Raw genomic sequence first — 17222 nt, forward strand, 5'->3', positions numbered from 1 at the left:
ATCATCGGCGGTGTCCGGTTGTTGGGGATGCGTGATCGCAGTGCCGTTCCGTTCTGCTGTTCCAACACTTCCTCGAAACAGGCACGGATGCGGGCCCCATGGCCGCTTCGCGGCGATCGAATGCAGCGTGCGTTGTCTTCTCAGCTCGACGATTACCATGAAGAGGACCACAACACCGTTGGAAAGGGCGGCTCATGGGAATCGATGACATCAAGAACCAGACTGAGGGAATCCGGGCGAAGGCCGAGGATCTCGTGCGAACGACGCTCGCCGATGAGGCGAAATCCGATGAGCTGCTCGACCGAGCGTCCAAAGCCGTGAAGAAAGCAACGGGAGGGCGCTTCGACTCCACGGTCGATACCGCCCGTGACGCCGTCGATGAACGCGTCGGCGAATAAGACGACGACATGCGCAACGACTGAATACCAATCGGATACGCAGGTGTGGGCCACCCAAATGGGCGGCCCACACCCCCCTTGCTGGAAAACGCCTTGAGCGGGCTTGCGACAGGAAGCGCCGCAAGAAAGTTCTCTTCTAATACTGGGGTTCGGCGCCCACCCATTGAAGCCACTTCTTTCGCCTGCACCTGCGGTTCGATTCATCGCGCACGCGCGGTTCGACCCGGACTCGCTCGCCTCAATTCGAGACTCCTGGCGACTGCATGCCCTGCTATGTCCCGCCGATGCTTCCTGCGACTTGCGTCCGCGCTGTTCCATTCCCCGCCCGCGCGTACGTGGTCGGGTGACGCTTCGCTTCCCCGGAAAACGAAAAAACCGGCGTGTATACGCGGGGAAATACTCGTTTTCGAAGGAAAGCACGGGGGGGATACGGGCGAGAGCAGGGGCACGATAGAGACCAGAAGGCGAGGTCCCGCCTACAACGGGAACGAACACCCCGACCACCAACCCAACACACCAGGGACAGCCAATCACCCCAAGACGCCAACACCAGCATCAACACCAGCATCAACACCCGGCAATACAAACACCCCACCCAAAAAACACTGGGTGGGGGTGTTTATCCGGGGATCAACCGACGGGAAGGGTCACAGAACTCTCACGGATCCCCACTGCAAAACACGCGCACAACGGCACAGAACCGATAAGACACGCCTGCAACGCATGATAAATATCCGGCTTGCCCGACCACGTCGCATCATCAGGACGATTCAACGCATCCAGCTCCTCGCGCCACTGCCCGGGAGCCTCGATGAGAAACTCCTTCGCCCACCCCCAGAACACGTCGACATCGCACGCGTAAGAACCGTCCCCGGTCGCGACCTCCAAAGTCCGCGCCGCGCAGATCCCCTCAGCCAACACCCAATACATCCGCTGACCAACAACAGGACGCCCCTCAAAATCCACGGTGTAGACAAAGCCCGGCAACCCATCCACACCCCACCCCTCCATCAACGCCCGCCGATACACCGCCGGCGCCAGGCCCGCCAAACGATCATCGCAGGAGATTCCCGCCGTCGCGCACGCATCGTGCACCTCGAGCATCAGCCGCGACCACTCGAGCCAATGCCCCGGCGTCGAACCGAACGGGCGGAACTGATCGGCGGGATTCTCGCGGTTGTACTCGAGCAACGGCCGCCACGTCTCGTCGAAATGCTCCGGAAGACGCAAATCGAACTCGAGGAACCAGCCGAGTACCCGCTCGCAGATGCGCCGGGCCTTCTCCACATGCGCGATCTCACCGGTCGCCGACCACGCCGCGATCAGCGCCTCGACCCAATGCATGTTCGCATTGACACCCCGATAAGGATCCACCTCCAGCGAATCCGGGTCGCGCGCATCGACGACCAGCCCCTCCGCGTCATCCCACCACAGCGCCTCGAACGAGGAGAGGGCCTCCGAGAGCAGCTCGTCGGCCCGCGGGATCCCCGCGATGACGCCCGAGGACGCGGCCAAGACGACGAAGGAATGGTCGTAGGACACCCGGGCCCCCGGACGGACCGAGCCATCGGCCTCGACCGCCGAGAACCACCCGCCATCCCCCGTGGAGCGCAGGGGTCCGTCGAGGAGCCGGGAGACGCCGTGCTCGGCGAGGGCGGCGCTGCCCGGGTGCCCGAGCAGCGCGCCCAAGCAGAAGCAGTGCGTCATCCTCCCCGTGATCCACAGGGGAACGCCCCGGGATTCGTCGATGCCTCCCCGGTCGTTGAGCCAGCCGAAGCCGTGGGGGACGCGGGATCCGCGCGCGAAATCGAGGAGACTCCGCGCCTCGTCGAGCATCTCCTCGGACCTGGACATGGGCTTCGTCATCTCTCTCCTTCGATCCGTCGCTCTCTCACGGGCGTCGGCGCCGCCCGAGGATGCGGGCGGGCTCCGGCTCCGTCGCCGTAGGCGTCGCGCATCGGCATCGCCTCTCGGCGCCATCGTAGCGACTGCGAGCACCGTCTCGGCATCCCCGCCGACCCGAGTGCACCGGCCCGATTCAACGGGGAGGGGAGTAGCCGATCAGACACCCCGTATCAGACGTACGTCTCGATCCACCCGCCTGCGCGAGTGGAACACTAGGGGCCATGCTCGACAACAGTGAACCGCCCCTCCCTCACACGCACCAGCCGCCATCGGAGAAAATCCGGTCCGAACGGGTCGACGCCCACGATCGACTGGCCCACCAGTCCCGCGTCGTCCTCCGACTGGGGCAGATGCTCTTGTCATGCGGAGCCAGCGCCTACCGGGTCAAAGCGGCGATGGCCGACACTGCCCGAGCCGTGGGGATCGCCGAGCACCACGCCCAGGTCACCTACACCGAGATCATCGCCACCGCCTACGCCAACGGGACGTTCCGCACCGAGCTCGCCGAGCAGCGCGCCATGGGCGTCAACGCCGATAAGATCGACCGGATCGTCAACTACGTCGCCTCCATCAAGGGCACGTCCGTGCAGGTCGAACAGGTCGACGACGAGCTCGACGCGATCGACGCGATCGGTCCGCTCTACGACTGGTTCCCCAATGCCGCGGCCTCAGGACTGGCGTGCGCGGCGTTTTCGTTCCTCAACTCCGGCGGCTGGGTCGAATGCTCCGCCGTCGCCGTCGCCGCGTTCTTCGGCCAAGCCCTGCGCCGGCAGATGCTCCATCGCCGCATGAACCACTTCGGCGTGTGGATGTCGTGCGGCGCCCTCGCCGCCCTGATCTACATCCTCCTCATCGCCCCGGCCCAGCAGTTCCTCGGCCTGGAGCCCACCCACCAGGCGGGCTTCATCTCCGCCCTCCTCTTCCTCGTCCCCGGGTTCCCCCTCGTCACCGGGCTCATCGACCTGGTTCGACAGGACTACCTCGGCGGACTCGGACGCATCGTCTACGTCGCGATGCTCGTCGTCTCCGCGGGTGTCGCGACGTGGGCCGTGTCCGCGGTGTTCCACTGGTCCGTGACGCCGCAATACGAATACCACCTCGCCCCCTGGCTCCTGTACCTCCTCCGGGCGATCACGAGCTTCGTCGCGGCCTACGGTTTCGCCATGCTCTTCAACTCGCCGCCGAAAGTCTGCGCCGCCGGTGCGTGCATCGGCGCCGTCATCAACACCTCCCGCCTCGCCCTGGTCGGCTTCGCCGGGATGATGAACCCTGCGGCCGTCGGCCTGGCCGCCCTGGGAGCGGGGCTCCTCGCCGACTTCGTCGCCAACCGCACCCGTTTTTCGCGCGTCACCCTGTCGGTGCCCGCGGTCGTCATCATGATCCCCGGAGTGCCGCTCTACCGTTCGCTGACCTACCTCAACAACGGGCAGACACTCGAGGCCCTCGCGGCCCTGTCAACCGTCCTCTTCACGATCGTCGCCATCGGCATCGGCCTGTCCCTGGCCCGTATGCTCACCGACAAGAACTGGTTGATGGAGGCCCCGTCCACGGTCCCTAACCTGTGGGAGCTCGATTGACGCGCGAGACGCGCGAAGGGGGGCGGCACCGATCGCGGTGCCGCCCCCCCAGTGCATCACAGCCGGATGAGGCTACGACAGGCCTCCGAGGACCGTGGCGACGATAATCTTGCCGACCATCGCCACCGGGTAGACGAGGGCGTAGCCCAGCGACACGCGCGGATCGGAATTCGTCCGGCCGTTCGCGAACGCGAGGACTGCCGGCTGCGTCTGCGAGCCGCCCAGGAGGCCCGACAGCTGAGTGCCGCCCATTGAGAAGACCCATCGCATCGTGCAGTACAGGCCGATCGCCATGATCGTCGTGATGATGAAACCGAGGATCCCGATCTTGATCCAGTCGCCGGAGGTGAAGGCGTTGGCGATCTGACCGCCGGCATTGGCCCCTGCCTGAGCGAGGAACACGAGCAGGCCGAACTCGGAGAGCACCTGGCAGGCCGTGAACGGCAGGGCCGTGACAACCGGGCCGATGCGCCCGATGCGGCCGAACACGAGGCCGACGACGAGCGTACCGGCGGCGGACCCGATCGAGAAGTAATCGCCCGACGGCGTGAGGATCGGCAGCTCGCCGATGGCGATGCCGAGGGCCATTCCCAGGCCCAGCGCGATCGGATTGAGGTCGGACAGGCCGCGCGCCGAATCCCCGAAGAACTTCGTGATCGACGCCATCTTCGACGCCGGGGCGACGACGCGGACCCGGTCGCCTTGCTGGAGGACCAGGCCGGGCTCGGCCACCATATCGACATCGCCTCGGCGCACGCGCGAGATCGTCGCCGAGAACTCCTTGGCCATCCCGAGGCTGCCCACGGTCCGGCCCGCGATCTTGGGGTTGGAGATCGTCATGCGACGGAAATCGAGGTACGAGCGGTCCTGCATGAGGGAGTGGGACGAGGCGTGGCCGAGCTCCGTGGCCGCCCGGGCCACGAGCTCGCGCGGGCCGACGACCGTCACGAGATCCCCCGGGTCGAGGGTGTCCGACATCGAGGGGCGGGTGATCGGCCCGGTCTCCCCGCGGCGCAGGCGGGAGAAGGTCACTTTGGCGCCGAGCTTCTCGTAGATGTCTCCGACGAAGGGGTGGTCGTCGCGCTCGACGCGGATCGTGCGATTCGCCAGGGGCGAGGGCAGGTCGGTGTCGTTCTTGCCGTAGGACAGGGCGGCCATGGCCGCGATGAGCATCCCGATGACGCCGAACAGGTAGGCGATGGAGTAGCCGACCGTCGCCCGATCGAGGGCGCCGGAGGCGTCCCCGGCCGCCGCCAGCGCGGGGGTGTTCGTCAGGGCGCCGGCGAAAGTACCCGCGATCAGCGGGATGTCCATCCCCATCGCCTTGCCGGCGAACAGGCCGACGCCGGCCGCGACCGCGTACAGGGCGACCATCGTCAGGATCGGGCCGATAGCGGTCTTGAGGTTGTGGAAGAACGAGGCGCCGGAGTTGATGCCGATGGCGAAGGTGAAGAGCGTCAAACCGAGAGTGCCGAGCTGGGGGGTCACCCGCAGCTCGATGCCGTAGGCCTGGGCCCAGGCGGCGAGGACGATCGCCAGGAAGAGGACGGCTGCGGCCCCCAGGCCCACGCCTTTGATCTTGACGTGGCCGAACGCCATTCCGAATCCGATGAGGAGGAAGAGGAAGAGGACGGGCTGTTCGGCCAACAGCTCGAATACTGTGGACACAGTCGTGGGCTCCAGTTCATTCGATGTGGATGAAAGACGCCCCAGTATCTCAGCTCCGCGCCGACGACTTCCTATCGAACGTCCTAGATCCGCCGGCGGATACGGCGCCGCCGATGAGCGCTCGCATCCGGCGCCCTCGGCGCGCCCGGAGCACCAGGTCCCGAAGTATGAGATGAGGACTGCCCGGACCCTCCTACGGCCTACGGTTGAGACGTGCTCAACATTCACGTCATGGGGATCCTCGTCTCGGTCATCGTACCGAGGCGTGCGACTCCTACCTCGTGAACGAAGGGTGGATCGCACGCCTCGTCCCCGGCCGCTGACACGCGGAGGGGGCTTTTTCATGCGACACGACCCTCGACACCGAGAGGAGAAACGGTGAACACCACTTCACACCCGCAGACGATGACTGGAGCCCAGGCGATTGTCGCCAGCCTGGAAGCGCTGGGCGTCACCGACGTCTTCGGCATGCCCGGCGGGGCGATCCTGCACACCTACGACCCGCTGATGAACTCCTCCCTGCGCCATATCCTCGTGCGTCACGAGCAGGGAGCCGGGCACGCCGCCGAAGGATACGCTCTGGCCACCGGCAGAGTCGGCGTCGCCATCGTCACCTCCGGACCGGGGGCGACGAATATCCTCACGGCCCTGGCCGACGCCAACATGGACTCCGTCCCCATGGTCGTCATCTCCGGACAGGTCGGCGCCTCCCTCATTGGCACCGACGCCTTCCAGGAGGCCGACATCGTCGGCGCCTCCATGCCCCTGACGAAGCACGCCTTCCTCGTCACCGACCCGCAGGAGATCCCCTCGCGGATCGCCGAGGCCTTCCACATCGCGACCACGGGCCGCCCCGGCCCCGTCCTCGTCGACATCACGAAGTCCGCGCAGGGCTCCGAGATGACTTTCTCCTGGCCGCCCACCCTCGATCTGCCGGGCTACCGCATGCCCGCCAAGCCGAACCGGAAGCAGGTGCGCGCTGCGGCGCGGGCGATCCTCGAGGCCCAGGCCCCGGTCCTCTACGTCGGCGGCGGCGCCATCCGGGCGAACGTTAGCGCCGACCTCGCCCGCCTCGTCGAGCTGACCGACGCCCCCGTCGTCACGACCCTCACCGCGCGCGGCGCCTTCCCCGACTCCGACCGGCACAACCTGGGGATGCCCGGCATGCACGGGACGGTCCCCGCCGTCGGAGCCCTCCAACGCGCCGACCTGCTGATCTGCCTGGGAGCGCGCTTCGACGACCGGGTCACCGGCAGGCTCGACTCCTTCGCGCCCCGCGCCCGCGTCGTCCATATCGACATCGACGCCGCCGAGATCTCGAAGAACCGCGTCGCCGACGTCCCGATCGTCGGCGACCTCGCCGAAGCCCTGCCCGCCCTCAACGACGAGATCGCCGGGATCCTCGTCACCGGGGACGCCCCCGACCTGTCCGGGTGGTGGCGCTACCTCGACCGGCTCTCCGACCGGTACCCGATGGGCTGGACCCAGCCGGAGGACGGGATGATGGCCCCCCAGGACGTGATCTCCCGCCTGTCCGCGCGCGTCGGACCCGACGCTGTCTACGTCACCGGGGTCGGTCAGCACCAGATGTGGGCCGCGCAGTTCGTCGACTACGAGTACCCCCGCCACTTCATCTCCTCGTGCGGCCTGGGCACGATGGGCTACTGCGTGCCGGCGGCGATGGGGGCCAAGGTCGGCGCGCCCGACGCAGTCGTGTGGGCTATCGACGGCGACGGTTCCTTCCAGATGACGAACCAGGAGTTGGCGACCTGCCGGATCAACGACATCCCGATCAAGATCGCCCTCATCAACAACTCGGTGCTCGGCATGGTGCGCCAATGGCAGTCGCTGTTCTACTCCAAGCGCTACTCGAACACGACGCTCAACCCCGTCGATGGCGACCAGGTGCCCGATTTCGAGATGCTCGCCCGGGCCTACGGGGCGGCCTCGCGCACCGTCCGGTCGATCGACGAGGTCGACGAGGCCATCGACTGGGCGATGTCGATCAACGACCGCCCGGTGCTCCTCGACTTCCGGGTGTCCCCCGAGTCGATGGTGTGGCCGATGGTCGCCGCCGGGGTGTCGAACGATGAGATCCGCTATGCCAAGGGCATGGCGCCCGACTGGGAAGTGGAGGACTGACCATGGCCGCGCTGCACACCCTCGCCGTGCTCGTCGAGAACAAGCCGGGCGTCCTCACCCGGGTCGCCGCGCTCTTCGCCCGGCGCGCGTTCAACATCACGTCCCTCGCCGTGGGGGAGACCGAGCATCCCGAGATCTCCCGCATGACGATCATCGTCGAGGCCGACGAGCGGCCCCTCGAGCAGGTCACCAAGCAGCTCAACAAGCTCATCAACGTGCTCAAGGTCGTCGAGCTCGAACCCGACGACTCGGTCGAGCGGCGCCTGCTCCTCATCAAGGTCCAGGCCGATGAGCAGCGTCGAACGGGGGTGCTCCAGGTCGTCGACCTGTTCCGCGCCCACGTCGTCGACGTCCAGCCCGAATCCGTCGTCATCGAGTCCATCGGCTCGTTGCCCAAGTTGGAAGCGCTCCTGCGGGCCCTCGAGCCCTACGGGGTGACAGAGATCGTCCAGTCGGGCGCCGTGGCCATTGGCCGCGGCCCGCGCTCGATCACGGATCAATTGAAGGAGAAATGACCATGGCAGAGATCATCTACGACGACGGCGCGGACCTGGCGCTCATCGAGTCGAAGACCGTCGCCATCATCGGCTACGGGTCTCAGGGCCACGCCCACGCCCTCAACCTCAAGGACTCCGGGGTCGAGGTCGTCGTCGGCCTGCGGCCCGGGTCGTCGTCGTGGGAGAAGGCCGAGGCCGCGGGCCTGACCGTCAAGGACGTTCCCGAGGCCGTCGCGGCCGGCGACGTCGTCATGATCCTCGTGCCCGATCAGGTCCAGCGCCACGTCTACTCCGAGCAGATCGCGCCGAACCTCAAGGAGGACGCCGCGCTCTTCTTCTCCCACGGATTCAACATCCGCTACGGGTACATCGCCCCCGAGGCCGGCCACGACGTCTGCATGGTCGCGCCGAAGGGCCCGGGGCACACGGTGCGCCGCCAGTTCGAGGAGGGGAGGGGCGTCCCCGCGCTCGTGTGCGTCGAGCAGGACGCCTCCGGCCGGGCCCTCGACCTCGCCCTGTCCTACGCGAAGGGGATCGGCGCGACCCGCGCCGGCGTCATCGAGACGACGTTCACCGAGGAGACCGAGACGGATCTCTTCGGCGAGCAGGCGGTCCTGTGCGGTGGAGTGTCGAAGCTCATCCAGTACGGTTTCGAGACGCTCGTCGAGGCCGGGTACAAGCCGGAGATGGCGTACTTCGAGGTCTGCCACGAGCTCAAGCTCATCGTCGACCTCATCAACGAGGGCGGTCTGACGAAGCAGCGCTGGTCCTGCTCCGACACCGCCGAGTACGGCGACTACGTGTCCGGGCCGCGGGTCATCGGCCCGCAGGTCAAGGAGGCGATGAAGGAGGTCCTCGCGGACATCCAGGACGGGACGTTCGCCCGCCGCTTCATCGCCGATCAGGACAACGGCGGCCTGGAGTTCAAGGCGCTGCGCATGGAGAACGAGTCCCACCCGATCGAGAAGACCGGCCAGAAGCTGCGCGCCGCCTTCGGGTGGACGTCGGTCGACGCCGACTACACGGACGGCTCCGCCGCCCGCTGACCGGCACAGGCCTCGCGTCCGCGATCGCAGGCCCCGTCCTCGCCCGACTCGGGCCGGGGCGGGGCTTTCCGCCACCCGCGTCCGCGTGCCCGTTAGCCGAGATGGTTCGTCTTGTCTGCGGAGACGGCCGTAGTCTCGCAGCATGACGACACTCGACCTGGCAGTGATCCCCGGCGACGGCATCGGCAAGGAGATCGTCCCCGAAGGATTCAAAGTCCTCGACGCGGCCCTCGCCGGAACCGGCGTCTCCCTCGACGCCACCGCCTACGACCTGGGCGCCGACCGGTGGCACCGCACCGGCGAGACCCTCACCGAGGAGGACCTCGAGGCCATCAAGGGCCATGACGCGATCCTGCTCGGCGCGGTCGGCGACCCCTCCGTCCCCTCCGGCGTCCTCGAGCGCGGTCTGCTCCTCGCACTCCGCTTCGCGCTCGACCACTACGTCAACCTGCGCCCCTCGAAGTACTACGAGGGCGTCCCCACGCCCCTCGCCGACCCCGGCGACATCGACTTCGTCGTCGTCCGCGAGGGCACCGAGGGCCTCTACTGCGGCAACGGCGGCAGCGTCCGCACCGGCACCCCCCACGAGATCGCCACCGAGGTCAGCGTCAACACCGCCTACGGCGTCGAGCGAGTCGTCCGCTACGCCTTCGCCCAGGCGGCGGCCCGCCCCGCCCACCGGCTGACCCTCGTCCACAAGCACAACGTCCTCGTCAACGCCGGGCACCTGTGGCGGCGCATCGTCGACGAGGTCGGCGCCGAGCACCCGCAGGTCGAGGTCGACTACTGCCACATCGACGCGGCGACGATCTACCTGGTCACCGACCCCGCCCGGTTCGACGTCATCGTCACCGACAACCTCTTCGGCGACATCCTCACCGACGAGGCGGGGGCCGTCACCGGCGGCATCGGCCTATCGGCGTCGGGCAACATCAACCCCGACGGGGCGTTCCCCTCGATGTTCGAGCCGGTCCACGGGTCCGCCCCCGACATCGCGGGACGCGGCGTCGCCGACCCCACGGCGACCATCGCCTCCGTCGCCCTCATGCTCGACCACCTCGGCATGGCGGACCGGGCGAGGGCCGTCACCGCCGCCATCGAGGCGGACATGGCCGAACGCGCCCGGGCGGCCCGGGAGGGCAGGCCGCTGACGCGTTCGACGTCGCAGATCGGCGACTCGATCGCGGCCCGCCTGAGCTGACGAACGGATCCCGGCCGGCGGGCGCGACACGGGCCGCCAGGAAGCCCCGTCCCCAGTGGGCGGCCCCGGCCCGCGGGGGCGTCAGGGGCTTCGCCGGGCCCGGGAAGGTCGCCGTCGGCGATCCGGGTCCGCGGGGCTCGCCGAAGAACCAGCGAAGAGGAGAGGCCGGCGCCGTGCCGTCGTCCCCTCGCGTCACGATCCCGACTGGGCGGCCCCGACCGGGGCGAGCGCGGCCCCGAGATCCACCGAGCCGCGCCAGCGCCGGACGTCGTCGAGGGCCGCGTGGACCCCGGTCAGCCTCACCGCGCGGGAATCCGAGTCCAGCAGGGACAGGTCGGCGTCGATCAGCGCGGCGGCCAGGCCCGCGGCCGTCGCGGCCGGCGGCGAGCAGCGCAGAACCCGGGTGTCCGCCGCCCCCGAGCTCAAGGCGTCGTCCACGCGCCGCAGGAGCAGGTCCGCGGTCGTCACCGCCCCCGCCACCTCCTCGTCGACGACCTCGGCCCTGGGCAGCGACTGGGCGACGCAGTCCCACACGCCGATCGCGGCCGACAGGTGCTCCGACGAGGGGGTCGACGCGTCCTGCTCGTAGTCGACCGCGGGGAGAAGAGCCCCTCCGCCCGAGGCCAGCGCCTCCAGCCCCCACGTGTCGACGGCCGGGTCGGCGAGCGCGACCGCCGCCTGGCGCGCGACCGCGGCCCGGACGTCGTCTTCGCCGGACCCCAGGGGGAGCCCGTAGGCGTCGGCGAGGACGAGGGCCGACTCGTAGCGGCTCAGCGCGACCAGGGCCAGAACCCTCGCCTGATCCCCTTCCAGCACGGCGGGGTCCGCCGCGCGGTCCAGATCCCGTTCGGCGGAGTCCACCAGCCACGAGACAAAAGCGCCGACCCCCATCGGCGCATCGGCGGAGGGGGCGGGCGGCTCGACCCCGTCGGGCGGCCCTTGCGGCCACGGATCCCACATCCCCCCGAGGGCCTCCACTCGCTCCTGTGAGCCGGAGGCCACGGCGTCGAGGGCCGCCGCGCACCCGATGCACGCGGACTCGTCGACGTCGGCGCGCAGCCTCGCGGCCCGACTGGCCGTCGCGTCCTCCGTCCGCGCGGCGCGATCGCGCACGGCCGCCGCCCCCGACAGCGCCGGCAGCCGCTGCGCCGGCGTCAGGGGATCGGGCAAGGCCGAGCAGGAGCCGAGCAGCAGCGAGGCGACGGGCAGGACCGAGGCCCAAAGGAGGGCGCGGCGCGGACGGGCGCTGGGGGAGAGGTAGGGCACCCGCGCATCATCCCACGGCGTTCGGCGGGTACCATGGGGGTCCGATGCCGTGTCGCTCACCCGCGTTCATACAGGAGGTCCCGTGCCCACCCACCAGCCTTCAGACGAGCTGCGCGTCCTGCTCGAACCGACGGTGAGGGCCTGCGGACTCGACCTCGACAGCGTGGTCGTGATCCGCCAGGGGAGCTCGCCCCTCGTGCGCGTCACCGTCGAGGCGCCCGAGGGGGCCGACGGGATCGACTCCGACTCGCTCGCCGACGTGTCCCGAGCGGTCTCGAAGAAGATGGACGAGGCCGACCCCATCGACTCCGAGTACCTCCTCGAGGTCTCGACGCCCGGCGCCGAGCGGGAGCTCGTTGAGCCGCGGCACTGGCGCAGGCAGGTCGGCAGGCTCGCGCGCGTCAAGACCCGCGACGGGGTCGTCGTCACCGGGCGCGTGACCGGCGCCGACGACGAAGCGGCGACGCTCGACGTCGACGGGCAGGCGATGACGGTCGCCTACTCGCAGATCAGGAAGGCGCGGGCGCGCGTCGAATTCGGTTCGGAGGACTGAGGACCATGGAAATCGACATGACAGCACTGCGCATGGTGGAGACCGAGAAGGGGGTCGCCCTCGACACCCTCGTCGACGCCATCGAGGAGGCCCTGCTCAAGGCCTACCACAACATCCCCGGCGCGATCTCCCAGGCCCGCATCGAGATCGACAAGAGGACCGGCCGGGTCACCGTCATGGCGATGGACGAGGACGAGGACGGCAACCCCATCGGCGAGTTCGACGACACGCCGAAGAACTTCGGGCGCATCGCCCAGTCGACCGCCCGCTCGGTCATCATGCAGCGCCTGCGCGACGTCGACGACCAGCGGGTCCTCGGCGATTTCGCCGACCGTCAGGGCCAGATCATCACCGGGACCGTCCAGCAGGCCCGCGACGGGAGGATCACCGTCGTCCAGGTCAGCGACGATTTCGAGGCGATCCTGCCCGACTCGGAGAAGGCCCCCGGCGAGCAGTACCGGCACGGGGACCGGATCCGCGCGTTCGTCGTGTCCGTCGAGCGCACCGAGAAGGGCCCGCGCATCACCCTGTCGCGCACTCACCCCGGCCTCGTCATGGGTCTGTTCGAGCGCGAGGTCCCCGAGATCCAGCAGGGGCTCGTCAAGGTCAAGGCCATCGCGCGCGAGGCCGGCCACCGCACGAAGATCGCCGTTGTCGCCACGCGCGACGGCATCAATGCCAAGGGCGCGTGCATCGGGCCGATGGGGTCGCGCGTGCGCGGCGTCATGACGGAGCTCGGCGGGGAGAAGATCGACATCGTCGACTGGTCCGACGAGCCCGGCCGCTTCGTCGCCAACGCCCTGTCCCCGGCGCGCGTCACCCGCGTCGTCGTCCACTCCGTCGACAACAAGACGGCGACGGCCATCGTCCCCGACTTCCAGCTGTCCCTCGCGATCGGCAAGGAGGGGCAGAACGCCCGCCTGGCCGCGCGCCTGACCGGCTACCACATCGACATCCACGCCGACACCGAGACCGGCGACGACGCGACCCCCTCGCGTTCGTCGATGCCCGACGACGTGACCAGTCGCTCACACGGCCGCGACTGATCGGCCGAGGACCTCGACTAGACTCGGGTGGCGTGCCGCATCCCGAGCATCTTCCGACGCCGCCCCCCGTCACGGACGGGCCCGTCAGGACGTGCACCGGATGCGGGAGGCGTCAGGCGCGCTCGGAGCTCATCCGAGTCGTCGCCTCACCCGGGGGGCCCATCCAGGTGGACCCCCGACGCGATCTGCCCGGCAGGGGAGCGTGGGTCCACCCGGACCCGGCGTGCATCGGCCGGGCCCGAGCGCGCGGAGCCCTGGCTCGCAGCCTGAAGACCGGATCCCCCATCGGGGATGAGGTCTGGGCCGAGCTCGAGGAGATCGCGCGGACAGCGGCGCGGCCAGCGCCGACCGACGAGTAATGGAAGCGGGTTGGAAGCCGATGGGCACCCGATGAGTACCCAGCGATGAGCTGCCAGCAGTACCAGTAACGCGTCTCCGGTTCGGAGGCGCTTCCGAACAGGAGAAAAGTGGCAAAGTTGCGTGTCAGCGAGCTCGCCAAGGAGCTCGGCATCACCAGCAAGGAACTCCTCGAGTTCCTCAACAACAACGGCGAGTACGTCAAGGCCGCCTCGTCCGGCTTGGAGCCGCCGGTCGTCCGCAAGGCCCGGGACCACTACGGCGCGGCCGCGCCGAAGGCCGACGCCCCTGCGGCGACAAAGCCGGCGGCGAAGAAGCCCGGCCCCAAGCCGCAGGCTCCCGTCCCCGCCGCCCCCGAGCGCCGGGCCACGGAGCCCTCGGCCTCGCCCTCGCCGGCGTTCACCGACGCCCCCGCGCCTCAGGCGCCCCCGGCGCCCGCGCCGGCCCCGCGTCCCGCGGCCAAGCCCCAGCAGCAGCCTCCCCGTCCCGGCTCCGTCGGCGGCCCGCGTCCCGGCCCTCGACCGGCGGGTCCCCGCCCCGGTAACAACCCCTACGCCTCCAGCCAGGGCATGCCCCGTCCCGGCGGCACCGGCGGCCCGCGCCCCGGCCCTCGACCGGGCGCCGGCCGTCCCGGCCAGGGCCAGCAGGGCGAGCGCCCGGCGCGTCCCGGCTCCGCCGGCGGGCCCCGTCCGGCGGGCCGCCCCTCCGGGACCCGCCCGAATCCGGGCATGATGCCCGGCCAGGCGAATTTCGCCCGTCACGCCTCCCAGGGGGCGGATGCGCGCGGCGGACGCCCCGGCGGCGCCGGCGGTCGCGGACGCGGCCCCCGACCGGGCGGCGGAGCCCCCGGAGCGGGAGGCGGAGCGCCCGCGGGCGCCGGCTTCGGGCCGGCTCGCGGCGGCGGGCGCGGTGGACGCGGTTCCACCCCCGGCGCCTTCGGGCGCGGCGGCGGGCGCAACCAGCGAGGACGCAAGTCCAAGCGCGCGAAACGTCAAGAGTTCGAGCAGCAGAACGCCCCGATCATCGGGGGTGTGTCGATCCCGCGCGGCAACGGACAGGAGATCCGGATCCGACAGGGGGCCTCCCTGGCCGACTTCGCCGAGAAGATCGAGGTCAACCCCGCGGCCCTGGTGACCGTCCTCTTCCACCTCGGGGAGATGGCGACGGCCACCCAGTCCCTCGACCAGGACACCTTCGAGGCCCTGGGGGCCGAGCTCGGCTACGAGGTCAAGGTCGTCTCCCCCGAGGACGAGGACCGCGAGCTGCTCGAGTCCTTCGACATCGATCTGGAGGCCGAGGAGCTCGACGACCTCGACGGCCTCCAGGCGCGTCCCCCGGTGGTCACCGTCATGGGCCACGTCGACCACGGCAAGACCAAGCTCCTCGACGCGATCCGCCACACGGACGTCGTCGACACCGAGCACGGCGGCATCACCCAGCACATCGGCGCCTACCAGGTCAAGGTCGAGCACGAGGGCCACAAGCGCCCGATCACGTTCATCGACACCCCCGGTCACGAGGCGTTCACGGCGATGCGAGCCCGAGGCGCGAAGGTCACCGACATCGCGATCCTCGTGGTCGCCGCCGACGACGGCGTCATGCCGCAGACGGTCGAGGCCATCAACCACGCGCAGGCCGCCGACGTGCCGATCGTCGTCGCGGTCAACAAGGTCGACAAGGAGGGCGCGAACCCGGCGAAGATCCGCCAGCAGCTCACCGAGTACGGCCTCGTCGCCGAGGAGTACGGCGGCGACGTCATGTTCGTCGACATCTCCGCCAAGCAGCGCCAGGGCATCCGCGAGCTCCTCGAGGCCGTCCTGCTGACCGCCGACGCGGCGCTGACCCTCGAGGCGAACCCGAACAGCGCCGCCCGCGGCGTCGCGATCGAGGCGAATCTCGACAAGGGGCGCGGCGCCGTCGCGACGATGCTCATCCAGCGCGGCACGCTCCACGTCGGCGACGCCCTCGTCGTCGGCGCGGCCCACGGCCGCGTCCGCGCGATGTTCGACGACGCCGGCAACGACGTCACCGAGGCGGGCCCGTCCCGTCCGGTCGCCGTCCTCGGCCTGACCTCGGTCCCGCGGGCCGGCGATTCCTTCCTCGTCGCCCCCGACGACCGCACCGCCCGTCAGATCGCCGACAAGCGCGAGGCCGCCGAGCGCCAGGCGATGCTCGCCAAGCGTCGCAAGCGCGTCTCCCTGGAGGACTTCGACAAGGTCCTCGCCGAGGGCGAGGTCGACACCCTCAACCTCATCATCAAGGGCGACGTGTCCGGCGCGGTCGAGGCCCTGGAGGACTCGCTGCTGCGCATCGACGTCGGCGACGAGGTCCAGCTGCGGATCATCCACCGCGGCGTCGGCGCGATCACCCAGAACGACGTCAACCTCGCGACGGTCGACAACGCCGTCATCATCGGCTTCAACGTCCGGCCCGCCGAGCGCGTCGCCGAACTGGCCGATGCCGAGGGCGTCGAGATCAAGTACTACAACGTCATCTACTCGGCCCTCGACGATGTCGAGGCGGCCCTCAAGGGCATGCTCAAGCCGATCTACGAGGAGGTCCAGCTGGGCACCGCGGAGATCCGCCAGGTGTTCCGCTCCGGCAAGTTCGGCAACATCGCCGGCTCGCTGGTCCGCTCGGGCACGATCAAGCGCGGCACGAAGGCCCGTCTGATCCGTGACGGCGTCGTCGTCGCGGAGAACCTCGAGATCGAGTCGCTGCGCCGCGAGAAGGACGACGTCACGGAGGTCCGCGAGGGCTACGAGTGCGGCATCACCCTGGGGTACAGGGAGATCGCCGAGGGCGATGTCATCGAGACCTGGGAGATGCGCGAGAAGGCCCGCGACTGATCCTGCGATCCCCGGCGCCCCGGTCGTCCCCCTCGGACGGCCGGGGCGCTCCGCGTTGAGGGGAGCCGCCGCCCGGGCCCCGACTGCGGGGGAGGGAACGAGTCGTCGGGTCGTGGGGAAGGACGAGGGGCGGCGCCGCGCGGGCGGGACGATCGGGGCGGGGGCCGGGCGGAATGGTCTGGACCGGGACGGGCCCGTACCATGGGCACCGACCGATCGGCCCTCCCGGGCCGACAAACCCGACGCAGGAGGAACCCATGGCAGACGAGGCGCGCCAGCGCAAGGTCCAGGACCGGATCCAGCAGACCGTCGCCAGCATGCTCGGGCGACGGATCAAGGACCCGCGGCTCGGCTTCGTCACCATCACCGATGTGCGCGTCACCGGGGATCTCCAGCACGCCTCGATCTTCTACACGGTTCTCGGCGGGGACGAGGATCGGGCGGCCACCGCCCGCGCCTTCGAATCGGCTCAGGGGATCATCCGCTCGGAAGTCGGCAAGGCCCTCGGCATCCGCCTGACCCCGACCCTCGAGTTCATCCCCGACGCCCTGCCCGAATCCGCCGCCGCCCTCGAGGACGCGCTCGCCGCCGCCAAGGCCCGCGACGAGCAGATCGCCCGCGCCTCCGTCGGCGCCTCCTACGCGGGCGACCCCGACCCCTACCGTCACGACGACGAGGAGGACGAGGAGGGCGACGAGGACGAGGCCGGCCTCTGAC

The 17222-nt window shown here is 69.7% G+C and carries 13 protein-coding genes and 1 pseudogene; 11 read left to right on the forward strand and 3 right to left on the reverse strand.

Features of this window, described 5'->3' with window-relative positions:
• Positions 1-194 precede the first annotated feature (194 nt).
• Complete coding sequence (locus M3T53_RS04660) at positions 195-398, forward strand: antitoxin (protein WP_272433313.1); 204 nt, start codon at positions 195-197, stop codon at positions 396-398.
• 630 nt (positions 399-1028) lie between these two features.
• Here the strand turns inward: M3T53_RS04660 and M3T53_RS04665 are convergent.
• Positions 1029-2264, reverse strand: coding sequence for an AGE family epimerase/isomerase (locus M3T53_RS04665; RefSeq protein ID WP_272433314.1), 1236 nt, complete (start codon positions 2262-2264; stop codon positions 1029-1031).
• A gap of 260 nt (positions 2265-2524) precedes the next feature.
• On the opposite strand from M3T53_RS04665, the gene M3T53_RS04670 reads away from it, so the two are divergent.
• Complete coding sequence (locus tag M3T53_RS04670; protein WP_272433315.1) at positions 2525-3880, forward strand: threonine/serine ThrE exporter family protein; 1356 nt, start codon at positions 2525-2527, stop codon at positions 3878-3880.
• 72 nt (positions 3881-3952) lie between these two features.
• On the opposite strand, the gene M3T53_RS04675 is transcribed toward M3T53_RS04670, so the two are convergent.
• On the reverse strand, positions 3953-5548 hold the full coding sequence (locus tag M3T53_RS04675) for an aspartate:alanine exchanger family transporter (RefSeq protein WP_272433316.1): 1596 nt from the start codon (positions 5546-5548) through the stop codon (positions 3953-3955).
• A gap of 375 nt (positions 5549-5923) precedes the next feature.
• Here M3T53_RS04675 and M3T53_RS04680 point away from each other — a divergent pair.
• The 4 genes and pseudogenes from M3T53_RS04680 to M3T53_RS04695 form a co-directional block, all read left to right on the forward strand.
• Positions 5924-7690 (forward strand): annotated as a pseudogene (locus M3T53_RS04680) (acetolactate synthase large subunit); the annotation flags it as partial.
• Positions 7691-7692: 2 nt separating this feature from the next.
• Entirely contained in the window at positions 7693-8205 is a 513-nt protein-coding gene (gene ilvN, locus M3T53_RS04685; RefSeq protein ID WP_272433317.1) for an acetolactate synthase small subunit, read from the forward strand.
• Between the two features lie 2 nt (positions 8206-8207).
• A complete protein-coding gene (ilvC, locus tag M3T53_RS04690; RefSeq protein ID WP_272433318.1) occupies positions 8208-9233 on the forward strand; it encodes a ketol-acid reductoisomerase in 1026 nt (341 codons plus the stop codon).
• Positions 9234-9375: 142 nt separating this feature from the next.
• A complete protein-coding gene (locus tag M3T53_RS04695; RefSeq protein WP_272433319.1) occupies positions 9376-10434 on the forward strand; it encodes a 3-isopropylmalate dehydrogenase in 1059 nt (352 codons plus the stop codon).
• A 192-nt stretch (positions 10435-10626) separates the two neighbouring features.
• Here the strand turns inward: M3T53_RS04695 and M3T53_RS04700 are convergent, their stop codons facing one another.
• Positions 10627-11700, reverse strand: a complete 1074-nt coding sequence (locus M3T53_RS04700; protein ID WP_272433320.1) for a hypothetical protein — start codon at positions 11698-11700, stop codon at positions 10627-10629.
• 82 nt (positions 11701-11782) lie between these two features.
• Between M3T53_RS04700 and rimP the strand changes: the two genes are divergently transcribed.
• From rimP to rbfA, 5 genes are all read left to right on the forward strand, one after another.
• Positions 11783-12253 (forward strand): ribosome maturation factor RimP, encoded by a 471-nt coding sequence (gene rimP / locus M3T53_RS04705; protein WP_442866925.1) that lies wholly within the window; start codon positions 11783-11785, stop codon positions 12251-12253.
• Between the two features lie 5 nt (positions 12254-12258).
• Complete coding sequence (gene nusA, locus M3T53_RS04710) at positions 12259-13299, forward strand: transcription termination factor NusA (protein WP_272433321.1); 1041 nt, start codon at positions 12259-12261, stop codon at positions 13297-13299.
• Between the two features lie 32 nt (positions 13300-13331).
• Positions 13332-13658, forward strand: coding sequence for a YlxR family protein (locus M3T53_RS04715; RefSeq protein ID WP_272433322.1), 327 nt, complete (start codon positions 13332-13334; stop codon positions 13656-13658).
• Between the two features lie 108 nt (positions 13659-13766).
• Positions 13767-16505 (forward strand): translation initiation factor IF-2, encoded by a 2739-nt coding sequence (gene infB / locus M3T53_RS04720; protein ID WP_272433323.1) that lies wholly within the window; start codon positions 13767-13769, stop codon positions 16503-16505.
• Positions 16506-16762: 257 nt separating this feature from the next.
• Positions 16763-17221 (forward strand): 30S ribosome-binding factor RbfA, encoded by a 459-nt coding sequence (gene rbfA, locus M3T53_RS04725; RefSeq protein WP_272433324.1) that lies wholly within the window; start codon positions 16763-16765, stop codon positions 17219-17221.
• Position 17222: the final 1 nt, after the last annotated feature.

Origin of the sequence: Actinomyces sp. B33 (genome assembly GCF_028437565.1) — a bacterium.
GTDB lineage: Bacteria > Actinomycetota > Actinomycetes > Actinomycetales > Actinomycetaceae > Pauljensenia.